Source organism: Janthinobacterium sp. GW822-FHT07H10, assembly GCF_058798675.1.
The window spans coordinates 615,875-631,357 of sequence record NZ_JBXAKS010000002.1 but is presented as its reverse complement, the minus strand read 5'-3'; the positions used below and the strand labels follow the sequence as shown (position 1 = coordinate 631,357).

At 65.5% G+C, this 15,483-nt stretch carries 16 protein-coding genes; 9 read left to right on the top strand and 7 right to left on the bottom strand.

Features of this window, described 5'->3' with window-relative positions; genetic code table 11:
- Nucleotides 1–5: 5 nt before the first annotated feature.
- Nucleotides 6–785, bottom strand: a complete 780-nt coding sequence (locus AC1RDJ_RS07060) for a TatD family hydrolase (RefSeq protein ID WP_493027048.1) — start codon at nucleotides 783–785, stop codon at nucleotides 6–8.
- A gap of 130 nt (nucleotides 786–915) precedes the next feature.
- On the opposite strand from AC1RDJ_RS07060, the gene AC1RDJ_RS07055 reads away from it, so the two are divergent.
- Nucleotides 916–2,250: an alpha/beta hydrolase family protein gene (locus AC1RDJ_RS07055; RefSeq protein WP_493027047.1), complete on the top strand. Its 1,335-nt coding sequence runs from the start codon at nucleotides 916–918 to the stop codon at nucleotides 2,248–2,250.
- 3 nt (nucleotides 2,251–2,253) lie between these two features.
- Here the strand turns inward: AC1RDJ_RS07055 and AC1RDJ_RS07050 are convergent, their stop codons facing one another.
- Nucleotides 2,254–3,459: a citrate synthase gene (locus AC1RDJ_RS07050; RefSeq protein WP_493027046.1), complete on the bottom strand. Its 1,206-nt coding sequence runs from the start codon at nucleotides 3,457–3,459 to the stop codon at nucleotides 2,254–2,256.
- A 124-nt stretch (nucleotides 3,460–3,583) separates the two neighbouring features.
- Here AC1RDJ_RS07050 and AC1RDJ_RS07045 point away from each other — a divergent pair, with 124 nt between their 5' ends.
- A complete protein-coding gene (locus tag AC1RDJ_RS07045; protein ID WP_493027045.1) occupies nucleotides 3,584–4,114 on the top strand; it encodes a GNAT family N-acetyltransferase in 531 nt (176 codons plus the stop codon).
- 72 nt (nucleotides 4,115–4,186) lie between these two features.
- Here AC1RDJ_RS07045 and AC1RDJ_RS07040 read toward each other — a convergent pair whose 3' ends face one another.
- From AC1RDJ_RS07040 to mltG, 5 genes are all read right to left on the bottom strand, one after another.
- Nucleotides 4,187–4,831, bottom strand: a complete 645-nt coding sequence (locus AC1RDJ_RS07040; protein ID WP_289886659.1) for a hypothetical protein — start codon at nucleotides 4,829–4,831, stop codon at nucleotides 4,187–4,189.
- Between the two features lie 101 nt (nucleotides 4,832–4,932).
- Nucleotides 4,933–5,319, bottom strand: a complete 387-nt coding sequence (locus AC1RDJ_RS07035) for a VOC family protein (protein WP_071323554.1) — start codon at nucleotides 5,317–5,319, stop codon at nucleotides 4,933–4,935.
- A gap of 197 nt (nucleotides 5,320–5,516) precedes the next feature.
- Entirely contained in the window at nucleotides 5,517–6,545 is a 1,029-nt protein-coding gene (locus AC1RDJ_RS07030; RefSeq protein WP_493027044.1) for a DNA polymerase III subunit delta', read from the bottom strand.
- 15 nt (nucleotides 6,546–6,560) lie between these two features.
- Nucleotides 6,561–7,202 carry a dTMP kinase gene (gene tmk, locus AC1RDJ_RS07025; RefSeq protein ID WP_289886656.1) on the bottom strand — a complete coding sequence of 214 codons (642 nt, stop codon included), beginning with the start codon at nucleotides 7,200–7,202 and terminating at the stop codon, nucleotides 6,561–6,563.
- A gap of 21 nt (nucleotides 7,203–7,223) precedes the next feature.
- Complete coding sequence (gene mltG / locus AC1RDJ_RS07020; RefSeq protein ID WP_071323551.1) at nucleotides 7,224–8,210, bottom strand: endolytic transglycosylase MltG; 987 nt, start codon at nucleotides 8,208–8,210, stop codon at nucleotides 7,224–7,226.
- A gap of 185 nt (nucleotides 8,211–8,395) precedes the next feature.
- Between mltG and ygfZ the strand changes: the two genes are divergently transcribed.
- The 7 genes from ygfZ (at nucleotide 8,396) to AC1RDJ_RS06985 (ending at nucleotide 15,430) form a co-directional block, all read left to right on the top strand.
- Nucleotides 8,396–9,502, top strand: coding sequence for a CAF17-like 4Fe-4S cluster assembly/insertion protein YgfZ (gene ygfZ, locus AC1RDJ_RS07015; RefSeq protein WP_493027043.1), 1,107 nt, complete (start codon nucleotides 8,396–8,398; stop codon nucleotides 9,500–9,502).
- A 7-nt stretch (nucleotides 9,503–9,509) separates the two neighbouring features.
- Nucleotides 9,510–9,800: a DUF4936 family protein gene (locus tag AC1RDJ_RS07010; RefSeq protein ID WP_071323549.1), complete on the top strand. Its 291-nt coding sequence runs from the start codon at nucleotides 9,510–9,512 to the stop codon at nucleotides 9,798–9,800.
- Nucleotides 9,791–10,528, top strand: coding sequence for an NRDE family protein (locus tag AC1RDJ_RS07005; protein ID WP_071323548.1), 738 nt, complete (start codon nucleotides 9,791–9,793; stop codon nucleotides 10,526–10,528). The genes AC1RDJ_RS07010 and AC1RDJ_RS07005 overlap by 10 nt, the downstream gene beginning before the upstream one ends.
- 442 nt (nucleotides 10,529–10,970) lie before the next feature.
- Nucleotides 10,971–11,972 (top strand): LacI family DNA-binding transcriptional regulator, encoded by a 1,002-nt coding sequence (locus AC1RDJ_RS07000; RefSeq protein ID WP_493027042.1) that lies wholly within the window; start codon nucleotides 10,971–10,973, stop codon nucleotides 11,970–11,972.
- A 31-nt stretch (nucleotides 11,973–12,003) separates the two neighbouring features.
- Nucleotides 12,004–13,485, top strand: coding sequence for a xylulokinase (gene xylB / locus AC1RDJ_RS06995; RefSeq protein WP_493027153.1), 1,482 nt, complete (start codon nucleotides 12,004–12,006; stop codon nucleotides 13,483–13,485).
- 6 nt (nucleotides 13,486–13,491) lie between these two features.
- Nucleotides 13,492–14,442, top strand: a complete 951-nt coding sequence (gene tal, locus AC1RDJ_RS06990; protein ID WP_493027041.1) for a transaldolase — start codon at nucleotides 13,492–13,494, stop codon at nucleotides 14,440–14,442.
- Nucleotides 14,443–14,494: 52 nt separating this feature from the next.
- Nucleotides 14,495–15,430: an ABC transporter substrate-binding protein gene (locus tag AC1RDJ_RS06985; protein ID WP_156894800.1), complete on the top strand. Its 936-nt coding sequence runs from the start codon at nucleotides 14,495–14,497 to the stop codon at nucleotides 15,428–15,430.
- Nucleotides 15,431–15,483: the final 53 nt, after the last annotated feature.

Genomic DNA, 15,483 nt, shown 5'->3' with positions numbered 1-15,483 from the left:
ATAAGTTATGGCAACTGATTGAATAACTTGAAGAAATTATCCGTCGTCTGCTGCGCCACCTGGGCCAGCGGTATGCCTTTCAGGGTCGACAGGTATTCCGCCACGTGGGCCACGTAGCCCGGTTCGTTCATGCGGCCGCGGAAGGGCACGGGCGCCAGGTAAGGTGAATCCGTCTCGATGAGGATGCGCTCGAGCGGCACTTCCAGCGCCACGGCTTGCAAGTCCTTGGCGCTCTTGAAGGTGACGATGCCGGAAAACGAAATATAGAAACCCATGTCGATGGCCGCGCGCGCCACTTCCAGGGATTCAGTAAAGCAATGCATGACGCCGGCCACGCCGCCGTCGGCCACGCCGGCGCCCTCTTCGCGCATGATGCGTATGGTGTCTTCACTGGCCGCTCTTGTGTGAATAATCAAGGGCTTGCGCGTGATTCTTGAAGCTTTGATGTGGGTCCTGAAACGCTCGCGCTGCCACTCGAGGTCGCCAGTCAGGCGGAAATAGTCGAGGCCCGTCTCGCCGATGGCGATGATCTTCGGATGGTCGGCCAGCCGCACCAGGTCGTCCACGGACGGCTCCGGCGTATCCTCGTAGTCGGGATGCACGCCGACGGAGGCAAAAATATGCGGATACTGCTCGGCCAGGGCCAGCACTTGCGGAAAGTCCGGCAAGTCAACGGACACGCACAAGGCGTGCGTGACCTTGTTCTCGGCCATCTTGGCAAGAATCTCGGGCATGCGAGCAGCTAGCTCGGGGAAATTGATATGGCAATGGGAATCGATATACATAGGCGAGATTGTACCGGAGCGGGAGGAAACTGGCAGCGGCCAGGGGCGCGCCGGTAAGGCGCCATGGCCGGCGCCGCGGTCTTCAGCTTTTCTTTAACAATGCGGCAACACCATGCGGTAGTATTGTGCGATGACAAACCACCTCCTCGCCCCCGTCCTTGCCGCCGCGCTCGCCGCCGCCGGCGCTCCCGTCCATGCCCAGCTTGCGCCTGCGCCAGCAGCTGCCGCGCCCGATGCGGCCCCACCCATCGCCTGCGAAACGGGCGTTTACCGCAAGGATGAGACGGCCTTCGTCGCCCTCACGAAAGGAGGCAAAGGCTATGCCTACACCTTCAGCGACGGCACGGTCGGCAATACACTGGATGCAGCCGCCCTCGTCGCCTGCGAAAAGGACGGCGTGCGGGTGCGGGCAACGCAGACCTGGCCGAAAGTGGCGATCGCCGAGTCGAACACGCGCTTCGCCTCGCATGGCGTGATGCTGGCCGGACGGCTGATGGAGCCGCCTGGCGCGGGCAGGCAGACGCCGCTCGTCGTGTATGCGCATGGTTCCGAAGGCAGCGGCTGGATCGACCGCGCGCGCGACCCGTACCAGATGGTCGGGCGCGGCGTCTCCGTCTTCGTCTACGACAAGCGCGGCGCGGGGCTGTCGGAAGGGGAATATACGCAGAACTTCCCGCGCCTGGCCGATGACCTGGTGGCGGCATCGGGCGAAGCAAAGCGGCTGGCGCAAGGCCGCTACGGCCGTTTCGGCTTGCTGGGCGTAAGCCAGGGCGGCTGGATCGCCCCGCTGGCGGCGCAGCGCGCGAAGGCGGAGTTTCTCGGCATCGGCTACGGCCTGGCCGTCGACATCACGGAACAGGACGCGGCCCAGGTCAGCAAGGAATTGCGCGAGCGCGGCTATGGCGACGAGATCGTCGCGCTGGGCCGCGCGGCAAGCGACATCACGGCCAGGATCGTCAAATCGTCGTACAAGGACGGGCTCGACGAGCTGGCGGCGTTCCAGCAGCGCCATGCGAAGGAAGCGTGGTTTGCCGTCATCAAGGGCGGCTATACGGGCGTGCTGCTGGGCATACCGGCCGAGGAACTGCGCCAGCATGGCGTGCCGCAATTCGACAAGCTCGATATCGACTGGTCGGTGCAGCCCATGCAGGTATTGAGCGGCGTCAAGGTGCCGCAGCTGTGGGCATTCGCGGCGGAAGACCGGCAGGCGCCGATTGCACAAACGCTCGAGCGCCTCACGCAGTTGCGCCGGCAAGGCCACGATATCGCCGTCTACCTGTTCCCGCTGACGGGCCACGGCATGTGGCATTACACCGAGGCGGCCGACGGCACGCGCAAGTCGACGCGCATCGCTGCCGGGTTTTACGACCTGATGGCGGACTGGGCCAAGGGCAAGCTGCAGGGACAGTACGGCGCGGCCACCCCGGACCGCGTGGCCGCTGCAAGGGCCGGCGCCAGCCGCTAAGCGTCAATCGCGCTGGTGACGCCCGACATAGCGGGCGCGCGGCCGTATCAGCGTGGCCGCCGTGGCCTGCTCGGCCGCATGCGCGATCCAGCCGGCCGCGCGGGCCAGGGCAAACAGCGTGCTGCCTGCCGCTGCGGGCCAGTCGAAAGCCAGTTCCAGCACGGCCAGCGCCAGGTCGGCATTCGGGCGGGCGTCGAGCACCCGGCCCGCCGCCTCGCACGCGGACAGGATGGCGGCCAGCCGCGGCCGCTCCTGCGCCAGGGGCGCCAGCCGCGCGAGCACATACGCCGCGCGCGGATCGCCATGCGCATACAGCGGATGGCCAAAGCCGGCCAGCTCCGGCGCGATGCTCCGGTAATAGCTGGCGATAAATTCCTCGGGCTGTGTCGCGGCCAGCGCGCCGGCCAGCATGCGCCTGGCCGCGGCGCTGCCGCCGCCATGCCGGTCGCCGGACAAGGCGCCCAGGCCGGCCGCGAGCGCCGCCGCCAGGCTGGCGCCCGTCGAGGCGACGCAGCGCACGGCAAACGTCGACGCATTCAATTCATGGTCGGCCAGCAGCACCAGCACGGCGCGTATCCATTCGGCCTGGGCCGCATCAACGCCCCACGCCAGGGCCACTTGCCGGTGCAGCGGCAAGGCGCTTGGCGCCGCCTTCAGCAGGATGGCGGCCAGCAGACGCATCAGCATCGGGCCAGACTGCAGCATGGCCTGCGGCTGCGGGCCGGGCGCCGGCAGGCATTGCGCCAGCAGCGGCAGCGTGGCCATGGCGCGCGCCAGCGGCGCCGCGTCCGGCGCCAGGGCCAGGGCGCGCTCGAACAGGCCTTCGGGCAGCACGGGGGCGCCCGCCATGAAATAGTCGACCTGGCCATCGTCCCACAGTAGGCAGGCCACAGCTTCGAGCGTTGCATGGCCGGCCAGCGCCGCCGCATCGCAGCCCCGGTACAGCAGTTGATCATCGGCAATATGGGAAATCTGCGTCTCCAGCACGGGCACGCCCCAGTGCATGGCCGCCACCGCCGTCTGTCCGCCGCGCCGGGCGTCGCCCTTGCGGGCAGCCAGGCGCAGCACGTCCTCATGCGGATAGCGCTTGCGGCGCGCCGGCCCGCTGGCGCTGGACGCGAGCAAGCCACGGCTGACGTAGGAATACAGGGTGGGCAGGCTGACGCCGAGGATGCGCGCCGCCTCGGACGCGGACAGGTCTTTGTTCATGGCCGCCATTGTAGCGTTGATGGCTGCATGGTCGATTCCGCGAATCAAGATTGACCGGCCCGGCCTTCCGTCTCTAGACTCATGTCTTTCAATCGCGAGCCGGCCGCGTGCCGCCACAACATTCATGAGTCCCTACACCATCCGCACCCTGCGCCTGGACGACGCGCCGCAACTGCTGGCCTTCGAGCAGGACAACCGCGCCTGGTTCGAACGCCACATCGATCCGCGGCCCGACGAGTTTTACAGCGCGGACGGCGTGCTGGCCCACATCCGGCACTTCCTGGCAGGCCATGCGGGCGGCAGCTTGCACCCGTGCGTCATCCTCGACGAGCACGGACAGCTGGCCGGACGCGCCAACCTCAAGGATATCGACCGGCAGGCGCAGACGGCCGAAGTCGGTTACCGCGTCGGCCAGCAGCATGCGGGACAGGGCCTGGCCACGGCCGCCCTGCGCCACCTGATCGGCCTGGCCCGTGAAGAATGGCGGCTGGCGCGGCTCTACGCCTGCGCCATCGATGGCAATGCGGCATCGATCCGCGTGCTGGAACGCTGCGGTTTCACGCGGGGGAATGGGATTGCGGATATCGCCATTGTGCATGGTGTCGTGGTCGACGGCCACCAGTTTTCGCTGGACCTGGAACCGGGCAGCACCTAAGAACGCACCGCGCGCCGCATTCCAGACGCCGGCATTGCCATGGCGACGCCAGCCCTGCGGCCATGGACGCGTCTAGACGTGGATTTCCTCGATCTCGCCTTCGTCCTCCACGGGCAGCACGCGCCTGAAGGTATGCCAGTTTTCGTCGCAGTGAAACGGCCGCGCCGCACTGGTGTACATGTCATCGCTGTAAATCCCTGCGCCCAGGCGCCAGCCGATCACATGGCCGGCGTACATGCCGTTCGCCAGGTGGCTGACGACGTCGGCCCGGGTAATCCAGTCGACGGAGCGGCCAAACACCGTGACGCCGGCGCATGCCGCGTCGATTGCGAGGGCATCGGGAGCGGCGAACCTGGCGCGCGCACTGCGAAACTCGCGCAGTACCTGTCCCTGATTAAAGTGTGCGTTGATTTCGGTATCGCCGAGGCCTTTGCTGTCCCGGTAGTCGTCCGCGTTCTGGTTGGCATAGCTCAGGTCGTGGGCATGGGTCAGCTCGTGCGCGATCACGCAGGCTTGTTGCGGCAACGATAATTGCGCGAAATTGGGCGTCAGGTGGATGGTGAGGGCATCCACGGTTCTGCCATATGCCCCATTCAAGTCATGGGAAATGATGGCGCGCACGTTGGCCGTGCGGATGCTGTGCAGGAGCTGTTGCCCGGTCGGCAGGGTCAGCAGGGCGTCGCGGGCAGTGGTGTATCCATCTGGAACGTGCAGCATGGTGCATCCTTTCAGTGACGACGACACGGATAAGAAGACTTTCCCCGAAACTCAGGGAAACGATGCCCAGGCGCCGCCAGGGCAATGACCGTCCTGCCTGCTTACTGCCCCGGGGGCGGCTGCCACAGCTCGACCTTGTTGCCCTCGGGATCGATGACCCAGCCGAACTGGCCGTATTCGGAATCGGGGGCCTTGTCCAGCACGTTACAGCCCTCTTCCCGCAGCACTTGCAGCAGCGCGTCGAGGTTGTCGACGCGGTAATTGATCATGAAGGCAGCCTTGCCCGGGGCGAATTGATCGCTGCCCGCTTCGCTGACGGACCAGATGGTGGTGCCGGCCGTGGGCTTGCCGTCGGCATCCGTCCAGGTGAAGGCGGCGCCGCCCCACGGCAAGACGTCGAGCCCCAGGTGGCGCTGGTACCAGGCGCGCAGCGCGGCCGGGTCTTGCGCGTGGAAGAAGATGCCGCCGATGCCAGTGACCCGTTTCATGTGATGCCTCCGGTGCGGGACGATGCCCGTTATGAAAAGTTACTTTCATTTCACTTTAACACCATGGCCCGGGCGTGGCAAACAGGCATGGCGGCAGGAAGCGGCGCGCCGGCCCGGAAGGACCGGATCGCGCACTTTCTTTCTCATATTTCAGATGAGGTACGCAATGCAAGCATTTGATTTGATTGAAATTTTACCTATTGGCAGCTGGCCGCGTAGTCGAGCAGCATATCTTCGAGGAACAGCTTCGGCGACAAGGGATGCTCGGCGATGGCGCGCCGTTCGTTGGCGGCCTTGATGGCGGCCATCAGCCGGCTCACGTTGATGCGTCCGGCCAGGGCTTCCAGCTCGCGCCGGTGGCGCGGGTAGTAGCGGATGGTGCCCGACAGCTTGATGGAAAACAAGTCGTACAGCCAGCGCTGCAGGGAAGCCACGAGGGGCGCCAGCGGCGCCTTCTGCAGCTTGTCGGCCGCCTTCAAGGCCGCTTCCACGCCCGGATTGGCCAGTACCTGCAGCAATTGCTCCGTTTCTTCGCGCCCGCCCGACTCGGACTGGGCCAGCGCCGCCAGTGGCGCGCCGCCCTGCTCGCGCAGCCAGCTGTCGGCGTCGTTCAAGCCTTGCACCTTGAGCCAGGCCAGCGCCTGCTCGTGGCTGGGCATGGGCAGCGCGAACTTGCGGCAGCGCGACAGGATGGTCGGCAGCAAGCGGTCGAGGCTGTTCGATGCCAGCAGGAACAACGTGCCTGGCGGCGGTTCTTCCAGCGTCTTCAGCAAGGCGTTCGACGCCGGCGTGTTCAATGCCTCGGCCGGATACACCACCACCACGCGCAAGCCCTGGCGGTGCGTGGAGATGTTCATGAAGTCGGCCAGGTTGCGGATCTGCTCGATCTTGATGTCTTTCGACGGCGTCTTGGTCTTGGCGCTTTTCTTCGCGCCCTCGCCGTCTTCGCCCTCGTCGGCCACTTCGTCTTCCAGCGCTTCCGGACGCACGCGGCGGTAATCGGGATGGTTGCCCTGGCTAAACCAGCCGCATGAGGCGCAGGCGCCGCAGGCATGGCCGTCGGCGCGCACATCTTCGCACAGCAGCGCTTGCGCAAAGTGCTCGATGAAGTCGGCCTTGCCGATGCCCTGCGCGCCATGGAACAGGATGGCGTGCGGCATGCGCGGGCGCAGGGCTTGCAGCTGCTGCCACGCGTCCTGTTGCCAAGGATAGAGAGAACTGGTCATATTATTCTTTGTTAATCAGTGACTTGCGATACTTTTCTCAAGCAGCACATCAAGCAACTGCGCGAGCTGCACCTGGATGTCAACGATGCTTTGCGTGGAATCGATGATGCGGAAACGCTCGGGGAACTGGGCCGCGCGGCGCAGATACTCGTTGCGCGTGGCGGCGAAGAAATCGGCCTGCTCCTGCTCGAACTTGTCGAGCGCGCGCGTGGCGTCCAGGCGGGCGCGGGCCACGGCCAGCGGCACGTCGAACAGGAAGGTCAGGTCCGGCTGCAAATGCGGATGCACCCACGCTTCCAGTTGCTCCATCTTGCGCAAGTCCATGCCGCGTCCGCCGCCCTGGTAGGCGAAGCTGGCGTCCGAGAAGCGGTCGGAAATGACCCACTCGCCCCGCTCGAGCGCGGGGGCGATGACTTGCGCGATGTGTTCGCGGCGACTGGCGAACATCAGCAAGGCTTCCGTTTCCAGGTGCATCTTTTCATGCAGCAGCAATTCGCGCAGCTTTTCGCCGAGGCTGGTGCCGCCCGGTTCGCGCGACGAGACGAGGCGCACGCCCTGTTGCTGCAGGTAATCAGTGACAAAGCCGATATGCGTCGACTTGCCCGCGCCATCGATGCCTTCGAACGTGATGAAGCGGGGTTGATATTGTTGTGTCATGAAACTTCTTATTTTCTGATGTTAACGCTGATACTGGTTCACGGCGCGGTTATGGTCGGGCAGGTTGGCCGAGAACTGGCTGGTGCCGTCGCCGCGCGCGACAAAGTACAGCGCCTGCGTGCGGGCCGGCGCCAGCGCCGCCGTCAGCGATTGCGCGCCGGGCAAGGCGATCGGCGTGGGCGGCAAGCCGCCGCGCGTGTAGGTATTGTACGGCGTGTCCGCTTCCAGGTCGCGTTTGCGGATCTTGCCCTGGTAACTGTCGCCCATGCCGTAGATCACGGTGGGGTCCGTCTGCAGCAGCATGCCCGTCTTCAGGCGGTTCACGAACACGCCGGCGATCATGGCGCGTTCGGACTTTTGCCCCGTTTCCTTTTCCACGATGGAGGCCATGATCAGCGCCTGGTACGGGTTTTTATACGGCAAGGCCGGATCGCGCTTGTCCCACGCCTCGGACAGCCGTCCGATCATGGCCGCGTGCGCCTGCTTGAAGATCTGCATCTCGCTGGCGCCCTTGGCGAACAGATAGGTGTCCGGGAAGAACAGGCCTTCCGGCTGCGGATATTCCGGGCTGATCCTGGCCATCAGTTCCTTGTCGGACAGGCCCACGGTGTCGTGCTTGAGGCCGGGGTGGCCGGCCATGGCCAGGCGCATCTGCCTGAAGGTCCAGCCTTCGATGATGGTCAGCGACTCTTGCGCGAACTCGCCGCGCGCCAGCTGCGTGATCAGACGCTGCGGCGTCGTGCCCGGCTTCAGCTCGTAGGAACCGGCCTTGATCTTCGACGTCTTGCCTTCGATGCGCGCCAGCAAGTTGAACAGGATGGGCACGATGGGCACGCCCGCGTCCGCGATCTGCTGGCCGGCCGCATGCGCGCCGCTGCCCGGCGAAATCGTAAACGGAATCGCTTCGCCTTCCGTCGTGATGGGCTGCTGCGCCCAGTACACAAAAGTACCACCGACGCCGATGGCGGCGATGACTGAACTGACTACAAGTTTTTTAAAGAAAGCCATTGTTCCGATTCTTGTTATGCCGGCGCCTGTTGCCGGCGCCCGCTTGTTGTGATCGTTCATTTGTGAAGAAAGTCTGCGCAAACCTGCACGAATGCTGTGTTTCTTGCCGCTGCCGACGCGATCCGCGCGACATCACTATAATGAACCCGTAATGATAATGCTTAATCGCTGATCTAATGGAAATTATGAATAACTGGAATCAATTTTTAGCTGCGCAAGGCGCCCGTCCCGTCCCTCCCGAAGGCGCGCCTGACAGTACCGTCCCCGCCACCGCGTCCCCCATCGCCGATTTCGGCCAGTCCCTGACAGTGCCCCAGCTGCAAGACGGCTTCGTCGCGGCCATCACGGACCAGGGCTTGATCGGCCTCGATGGCGACGATGCGGCCAGTTTCCTGCACGGCCAGCTGACCAACGATGTCGAGCACCTGAACCAGGAACAAGTGCGCCTGGCCGGCTACTGCACGCCGAAAGGCCGCTTGCTGGCCAGTTTCCTGATGTGGCGCAACGCCACCACCATCTATCTGCAATTGCCGCGCGCCATACAGCCGGCCATCCAGAAGCGCTTGCAGATGTTCGTGCTGCGCGCCAAGGCCAAGCTGCACGATGCCACCGCCGATGCGGCGACCCAGGTCGTGCTCGGTGTCGGCGGCCGGCAAGCCGACGCGGCCCTGTCCGCCTGGTTCCCCACCCTGCCCGCCACGCCGTTCAGCAAGGTCGAGACAGCGGCGGGCACCCTGCTGCGCGTGGCCGACGCCTTCGGCAGTCCCCGCTACCAATGGCTGGCGTCGGCCGCCACGGCGCGCGACGCGTGGCCGCAATTGATTGCCCGGCTGGCCAAGGGCGGCAACGACGCCTGGCAACTGGCCGAGATCCATGCGGGCATCCCGCAGATCACGGCCGCCACGCAAGAGCAGTTCGTGCCGCAAATGGTCAACTTCGAGCTGCTGGGCGGCGTCAATTTCAAGAAAGGCTGCTATCCGGGCCAGGAAATCGTCGCGCGCAGCCAGTATTTGGGCAAGCTCAAGCGCCGCACCACCCTCGTCAGCATCGCCGGGGCATCGGTAGCGGCCGGCGGCGAACTGTTTGCCGTCAGCGATCCGGACCAGCCTTGCGGCATGGTCGTCAACGCGGCGCCCAACGGCGCCGGCGGCGTTGACGCCCTCGTTGAAATGAAGTTGGGGGCGATCGAATCAGGTTCAAGCGACGCCGGTGCCGTGCGCTACGGCTCGGCCCAGGGTGCCGCCGTGCAATTCCTGCCCATGCCTTACGTGCTCGACGCACTCGACTTGTGAGAATGCCATGAAAGATCTGTACATTTACTATCAGGTAAAAGACGAGCACGCCCAGGCGCTGGAAGCCAGGGTCCGCGCCCTGCAAGGCAAGCTGGCGGCCGCCTCCGGCGTGGCGCCGCAGCTGAAGCGCCGCCCCGAGGCGAAGGATGGCTTGCAGACGTGGATGGAAATCTATCCCGTCGTCGGCGAAGGCTTTGCCGACCTGCTGGCCAGCGCCGCCGACGAGGCCGGCCTGCTGGCACTGACGGCAGGCGCCCGCCATACGGAAGTGTTCATGGATTTGCCCCCATGTGCCTGATCGTTTTTGCCTGGAAAGTCAATCCGCACATCCCGCTGATTGCCGCCGCCAACCGCGACGAATTCTATGAGCGCGCCAGCGCCCCCGCCGGCGCCTGGCCCGAGCACCCGCAAGTGTATGCCGGGCGCGACCTGCAGGCGGGCGGCAGCTGGATGGGCATCACGCAGACGGGCGGCGGCAGTTCGCGCTTTGCCGCCATCACGAATATCCGCAGCCCGCAAGACCGCAACCCGGACGCCCCCTCGCGCGGCGCCCTGGTGGCCGACTACCTGGCCGGCACGATGTCGCCGCAAGACTACATCGCGCAGATCCGCCCCGGCTGCAAAGCCTACAACGGCTTCAACCTCGTGCTGGGCGACGCCAGCACCCTGATCTGGTTCTCCAACCGCGGCGATGGCGATGCGCGCAACGGCCAGCCTTTGGCGCCGGGCATCTACGGCCTGTCGAACGCCCTGCTCGACGCGCCGTGGCCGAAGGTCCTGAAAACCAAGGCCCAGTTCGCCAGCCTGCTGTGCCAGGGCGCCCCGGACGACGCCTATTTCGACATGCTGGCCGACACCACGCGCGCGCCCGACTTCCGCCTGCCCGACACGGGCGTGCCGCTCGACCTCGAGCGCGTGCTGTCGGCCGTCTGCATCGAAACGCCGGGCTACGGCACGCGCACGTCCACGGTGGTCAAACTGTTCCCCGACTCCCCCGGCGAACTGCATGAGCTGGTGATTCAGTAGGGCGGGTTAGCGCGCAGCGCGTAAGCCGACACCACCCACCACACTCCATCGGCATCACCGCCGTCCCCGATGTCGGATTACGCGCGCCTCCGGCGCGCTAATCCGACCTACGCACTATCCTCATCGAAAACCCACACGCCATCCATGCGCACAAAAAAGTCAGGTAGGTCGGGTTAGCGCGCAGCGCGTAAGCCGACACCACCCACCACACTCCACCGGCATCACCGCCATCCCCGACGTCGGATCACGCGCGCCTCCGGCGCGCTGATCCGACCTACGCAAGCTTCCCCTATCCTCATCGAAAACCCACACGCCATCCATGCGCACAAAAAAAGAAAGCGCTTGCGCAAGCGCTTTCTTTTGTTTACGATGGATTCCAACGCGGCGACACAGCCGCATCCAATCGCAGTACATAAGAATAAAAAAACCATCAGGAGACACCATGGCCACCATGGAAGATGTAGCGCGGGCGGCGGACGTATCGCTGTCGACCGTCTCGCACGTACTCAACGGCACCCGCAAGGTCAGCCCGAAAACCGTCGCCGCCGTCAACGCGGCCATGCAGCAGATCGGCTATGTGCCCAATATGCTGGCGCGCGCACTGGCCGGCTCCTCGTCGGGCACCATCGGCGTGGCCATTTCCGCCTTCACCAACCATTATTTCAGCGAAACCGTGCGCGCCATCGAGGCCGCCTGCACGCGCCACGGCTTGATGATGCTGTTTTCCGATACGCATGACGACCCCGGGCAGGAACTCAAGGTGGTGCAGAACCTGCACCAGCGCCGGGTCGACGGCATCGTGCTGGCACCGTCCGGCGACGCGCACAACCGCGCTCTCGACTATTTAAGCAGCAATAAGATCGCTTCCGTGCTGGTCGACCGCATGTCGCCGCAGGCGTTCGACCAGGTGGGCGTGGAAAACATCGAGGCCACGGCCGAACTGGTCGGCCACCTGATCGCGGCCCATGGCCACCGCCGCATCGGTTTCATCGCCGGCGCGCCGGGCCTGTCCACCACGGACGAGCGCATCGCGGGCTACCGCCTGGCCTTGCAGCGCGCCAACATCGCCTTCGATGGGGACTTGCTGCGCTCGGGCGATTCGAACCTCGAGCGCAGCGGCATGGCCACGCGCGAACTGCTGGCCTTGCCACAACGCCCGACGGCCATCGTCGCCGGCAACAACCTGATGACCATCGGCACCATGCACGCCTTGCGCGACGCCCATATTGCGGTACCGCAAGACGTGGCGCTGGCCGGCTTCGATGATTTCGACTGGGCCGATTATTTCAGCCCGCGCCTGACCGTGATGGCGCAGCCGCTCGAAGAACTGGGCGCCATGGCCGTCGACCTGCTGATCGACCGTATCGCCAACCCGGGCCGCGCCCAGCATGTGCAGCGCTTGTCGCCAGCCTTGCGCGTGCGCAATTCCTGCGGTTGCCCCTGAACTTTTACGCCAGACACCCATGCATTCAGCTATTTCCCTCGGTATCGACCTCGGTACCTCCGAACTGAAAACCGTGCTGATGGACCGCGACGGCAACTTGCGCGGCCAGGCCTCCGTGCGCCTCGACGTCAGCCGCCCGCAGCCGGGCTGGTCCGAACAGTCGCCGCACGACTGGTGGGCCGCCTGCGTCGCCGCGCTGGGCCAGCTGCGCGCCGGCTGGCCGCAAGACTTTGCGCACATTGCCTGCATCGGCCTGTCGGGCCAGATGCACGGCGCCGTGCTGCTCGATGACCATGATGCCGTGATCCGCCCGGCCATCCTGTGGAACGATGCGCGCGCCGATGCCGAAGCGGCCGCCCTGGCGCGCGATTATCCCGCCTATGCGGACGTGACGGGCAGCCTGGCCATGGCGGGCCTGACGGCGCCGAAACTGCTGTGGCTGAAAACGCATGAGCCGGCCGCCTTTGCCGCCATCGCCTGCCTGCTGTCGCCGAAGGATTATCTGCGCCTGCGCTTGACGGGCATCAAGCTCACGGACATGTCCGACGCGGCCGGCACCCTGTGGCTGGACGAAGCGAAGCGCGCCTGGTTCGCGCCCATGGTGGCCGCCTGCGGCCTGGCGCCGGAGCAATTGCCGCCGCTGGCCGAAGGCGATGCAGCCACGGGCACGGTGCTGGCATCCATCGCCGACAAGCTGGGCTTGCCGGCGAACGTGGTGGTGGCCGGCGGCGGCGGCGACAACCCCGTCTCGGCCGTGGGCATCGGCGCCGTCAACGGCGGCGACAGTTTTATCTCGCTGGGCACCAGCGCCGCCATCGTCAGCGTCACCGAAGCGCCGCTGGGCAACCCGGCCGGCGGCGTGCACAGCTTTTGCCACGCCTTGCCCGGGCGCTGGTATGCGATGGGCGCCATCCTGTCCGGCGCCAGCTGCCTGCGCTGGGCCACGGGCGTGCTGGGCTTGCCCGACGAGGCGGCCCTGCTGGCGCTGGTGGAAGCGGGCTTGCCGCTCGATGCCGCCATCGCGCCGTCGGCGCCGCTGTTCCTGCCCTACCTGTCGGGCGAACGCACGCCGCATAACGACCCGCAGGTGCGCGGCGCCTTCCTGCAGCTGGGCCACGACAGCAATACCGCCCAGCTCGGTTATGCCGTGCTCGAAGGCGTGGCCTTTGCCTTGCGCGACGCCATGGCGGCCGTCACCTCGACGGGCGCCGTGGTGCCGCACTGCCTGCTGGTGGGCGGCGGCGCGCGCAGCCAGTACTGGGCGCAGCTGCTGGCCAATGTGCTGGGACGCGAAATGCGCACCCTGCACCACAGCGAGCTGTCGGCCAGCCTGGGCGCGGCCAAGCTGGGCTTTGCCGCCATCGGCGACGCCAGCCTGCTGGCGCAGGGCTTGCCCGTCAAAAATACTTTCTTGCCCGATGCCGCGCACAGCGCAGCCTTGAGCGTCCGCTACGGTCGATACCGTAGCCTGTTTCCTGCCGTGCAGGCCTTGCACCAACTTAGCGAAGGATAAGTAGCAATGACTCAACTGCAACAACTGAAGCAATACAGCACCGTCGTCGCCGACACGGGCGACTTCATGCAACTGGCCCGCTTCGCGCCGCAAGACGCCACCACCAACCCGTCGCTGATCCTGAAGGCCGTGCTGCAGCCCGATTACGCGCCCTTGCTGGAAAGCACGGTCGCCGCGCATCAAGCCGCCTCGCTGGACGACATCGTCGACCAGGTGCTGGTGCGCTTCGGCCTGGAAATCCTGAAGGTGGTGCCGGGCCGCGTGTCGACGGAAGTCGATGCCCGCTTGAGCTTTGACCGCGCCGCCACCGTGGCCCGGGCGCGCCGCCTGATCGCCTTGTACGAGCAGGCCGGCATCAAGCGCGAACGTGTGCTGATCAAGATCGCCGCCACCTGGGAAGGCATCCAGGCGGCGCGCGAACTGGAACAGGACGGCATCTTTTGCAACCTGACCCTGCTGTTCGCGTTTTGCCAGGCCGTCGCCTGCGCCGACGCGAAAGTGCGCCTGATTTCGCCGTTTGTGGGCCGCATCTACGACTGGCACAAGAAATCGCTGGGCGCGGCCTGGGACGAAGCGGCGCGCAGCCTGTCCAACGATCCAGGCGTGCAATCGGTCACGCGCATCTTCAATTACTACAAGCAACATGGCATCGCCACCCAGGTCATGGGCGCCAGCTTCCGCAACGTGGGCCAGATCACGGCGCTGTCCGGCTGCGACTTGCTGACCATCAGCCCCGACTTGCTGGCCAAGCTGGAAGCGGCGGATGCGCCGTTCGAGCGCGCCCTGGGCGGCGACCTCGGCGCGGCGCAGGCAGCCATCACGTATGACGAGGCGGCTTTCCGCTACGCCTTGAACGACGATGCGATGGCCACCGAAAAGCTGGCCGAAGGCATCCGCGGCTTCGCCGTCGATGCGGGCAAGCTGGACGCCATGATCGAAAAATTAAAGAAGCAATAAGTTTTACCCGTAGCACCCCTGCTCTCACAATAAAAACCCTTTGGAGATACCCATGAAAAAAGTCCTTACCGCCACCCTGCTGCTGTCCGCCGCCTGCGGCGCCTTCGCCGCCGACAAACCGCTGAAATCGATCGGTGTCAGCGTGGGCGACCTGGCCAACCCCTTCTTCGTCGCCATCGGCCGCGGCGCGGAAGAAAGCGCGAAAAAGCTGGGCGGCCCCGGCGTGAAAGTCACCACCGTGTCGAGCAAGTACGACCTCAACACCCAGGTGGACCAGATCGAGAACTTCATCGCCAACAAGACCGACATCATCATCCTGAACGCCGTCGATTCCAAGGGCATCGCGCCGGCCATCAAGAAGGCGCGCAATGCGGGCGTGGTCGTCATCGCCGTCGACGTGGGCGCCGTGGGCGCCTCGGCCACCGTGATGTCCGACAACACCATGGCCGGCGACGTCTCGTGCGCCTACCTGGCCAAGCAGATCGGCGGCAAGGGCAATGTGGTGATCCTCAACGGCCCGCCCGTCACCTCCGTCATCGACCGCGTCAACGGCTGCAAGAAGACCCTGGCCGCGTTCAAGGATATCAAGATCCTGTCCGACAACCAGAATGCGGGCGGCAGCCGCGACGGCGGCATGACGGTGATGTCGAACCTGCTGACGGCCCATCCGAAGATCGACGGCGTGTTCGCCATCAACGACCCGACCGGCATCGGCGCCGAACTGGCGATCAAGCAATCGAAGCGCACGGACGTGAAACTGATCACGGCCGTTGATGGCGCGCCCGATGGCCAGAACGCCCTGAAAAACAAGGCCGGCCTGTTTGCCGCCACCTCGGCGCAAAACCCGTACCGCATGGCCACCGACGCCGTGCAGATGGGCTACGACATCATGAACGGCCGCACGCCGAAGCAGACCATGGTGCTGTTGCCGACCCCTGCCATCACCAAGGAAAACGTCGCCACCTATACGGGCTGGGTAAAGAACTGATCTGCCTGACCTGAACCACATGTCGCCCGCCCCGGCTCCGGCCCGGAGGCGGG

Coding starts and splice junctions, on each gene's coding strand:
- AC1RDJ_RS07045 (WP_493027045.1), top strand. CDS start 3,584: ATGAGTCCCTACACCATCCGCACCCTGCGCCTGGACGACGCGCCGCAA.
- ygfZ (WP_493027043.1), top strand. CDS start 8,396: ATGAATAACTGGAATCAATTTTTAGCTGCGCAAGGCGCCCGTCCCGTC.
- AC1RDJ_RS07005 (WP_071323548.1), top strand. CDS start 9,791: ATGTGCCTGATCGTTTTTGCCTGGAAAGTCAATCCGCACATCCCGCTG.
- AC1RDJ_RS07055 (WP_493027047.1), top strand. CDS start 916: ATGACAAACCACCTCCTCGCCCCCGTCCTTGCCGCCGCGCTCGCCGCC.
- AC1RDJ_RS07010 (WP_071323549.1), top strand. CDS start 9,510: ATGAAAGATCTGTACATTTACTATCAGGTAAAAGACGAGCACGCCCAG.
- AC1RDJ_RS07030 (WP_493027044.1), bottom strand. CDS start 6,545: ATGACCAGTTCTCTCTATCCTTGGCAACAGGACGCGTGGCAGCAGCTG.
- AC1RDJ_RS07060 (WP_493027048.1), bottom strand. CDS start 785: ATGTATATCGATTCCCATTGCCATATCAATTTCCCCGAGCTAGCTGCT.
- AC1RDJ_RS06985 (WP_156894800.1), top strand. CDS start 14,495: ATGAAAAAAGTCCTTACCGCCACCCTGCTGCTGTCCGCCGCCTGCGGC.
- mltG (WP_071323551.1), bottom strand. CDS start 8,210: ATGGCTTTCTTTAAAAAACTTGTAGTCAGTTCAGTCATCGCCGCCATC.
- AC1RDJ_RS07000 (WP_493027042.1), top strand. CDS start 10,971: ATGGCCACCATGGAAGATGTAGCGCGGGCGGCGGACGTATCGCTGTCG.
- tmk (WP_289886656.1), bottom strand. CDS start 7,202: ATGACACAACAATATCAACCCCGCTTCATCACGTTCGAAGGCATCGAT.
- AC1RDJ_RS07035 (WP_071323554.1), bottom strand. CDS start 5,319: ATGAAACGGGTCACTGGCATCGGCGGCATCTTCTTCCACGCGCAAGAC.
- AC1RDJ_RS07050 (WP_493027046.1), bottom strand. CDS start 3,459: ATGAACAAAGACCTGTCCGCGTCCGAGGCGGCGCGCATCCTCGGCGTC.
- AC1RDJ_RS07040 (WP_289886659.1), bottom strand. CDS start 4,831: ATGCTGCACGTTCCAGATGGATACACCACTGCCCGCGACGCCCTGCTG.
- tal (WP_493027041.1), top strand. CDS start 13,492: ATGACTCAACTGCAACAACTGAAGCAATACAGCACCGTCGTCGCCGAC.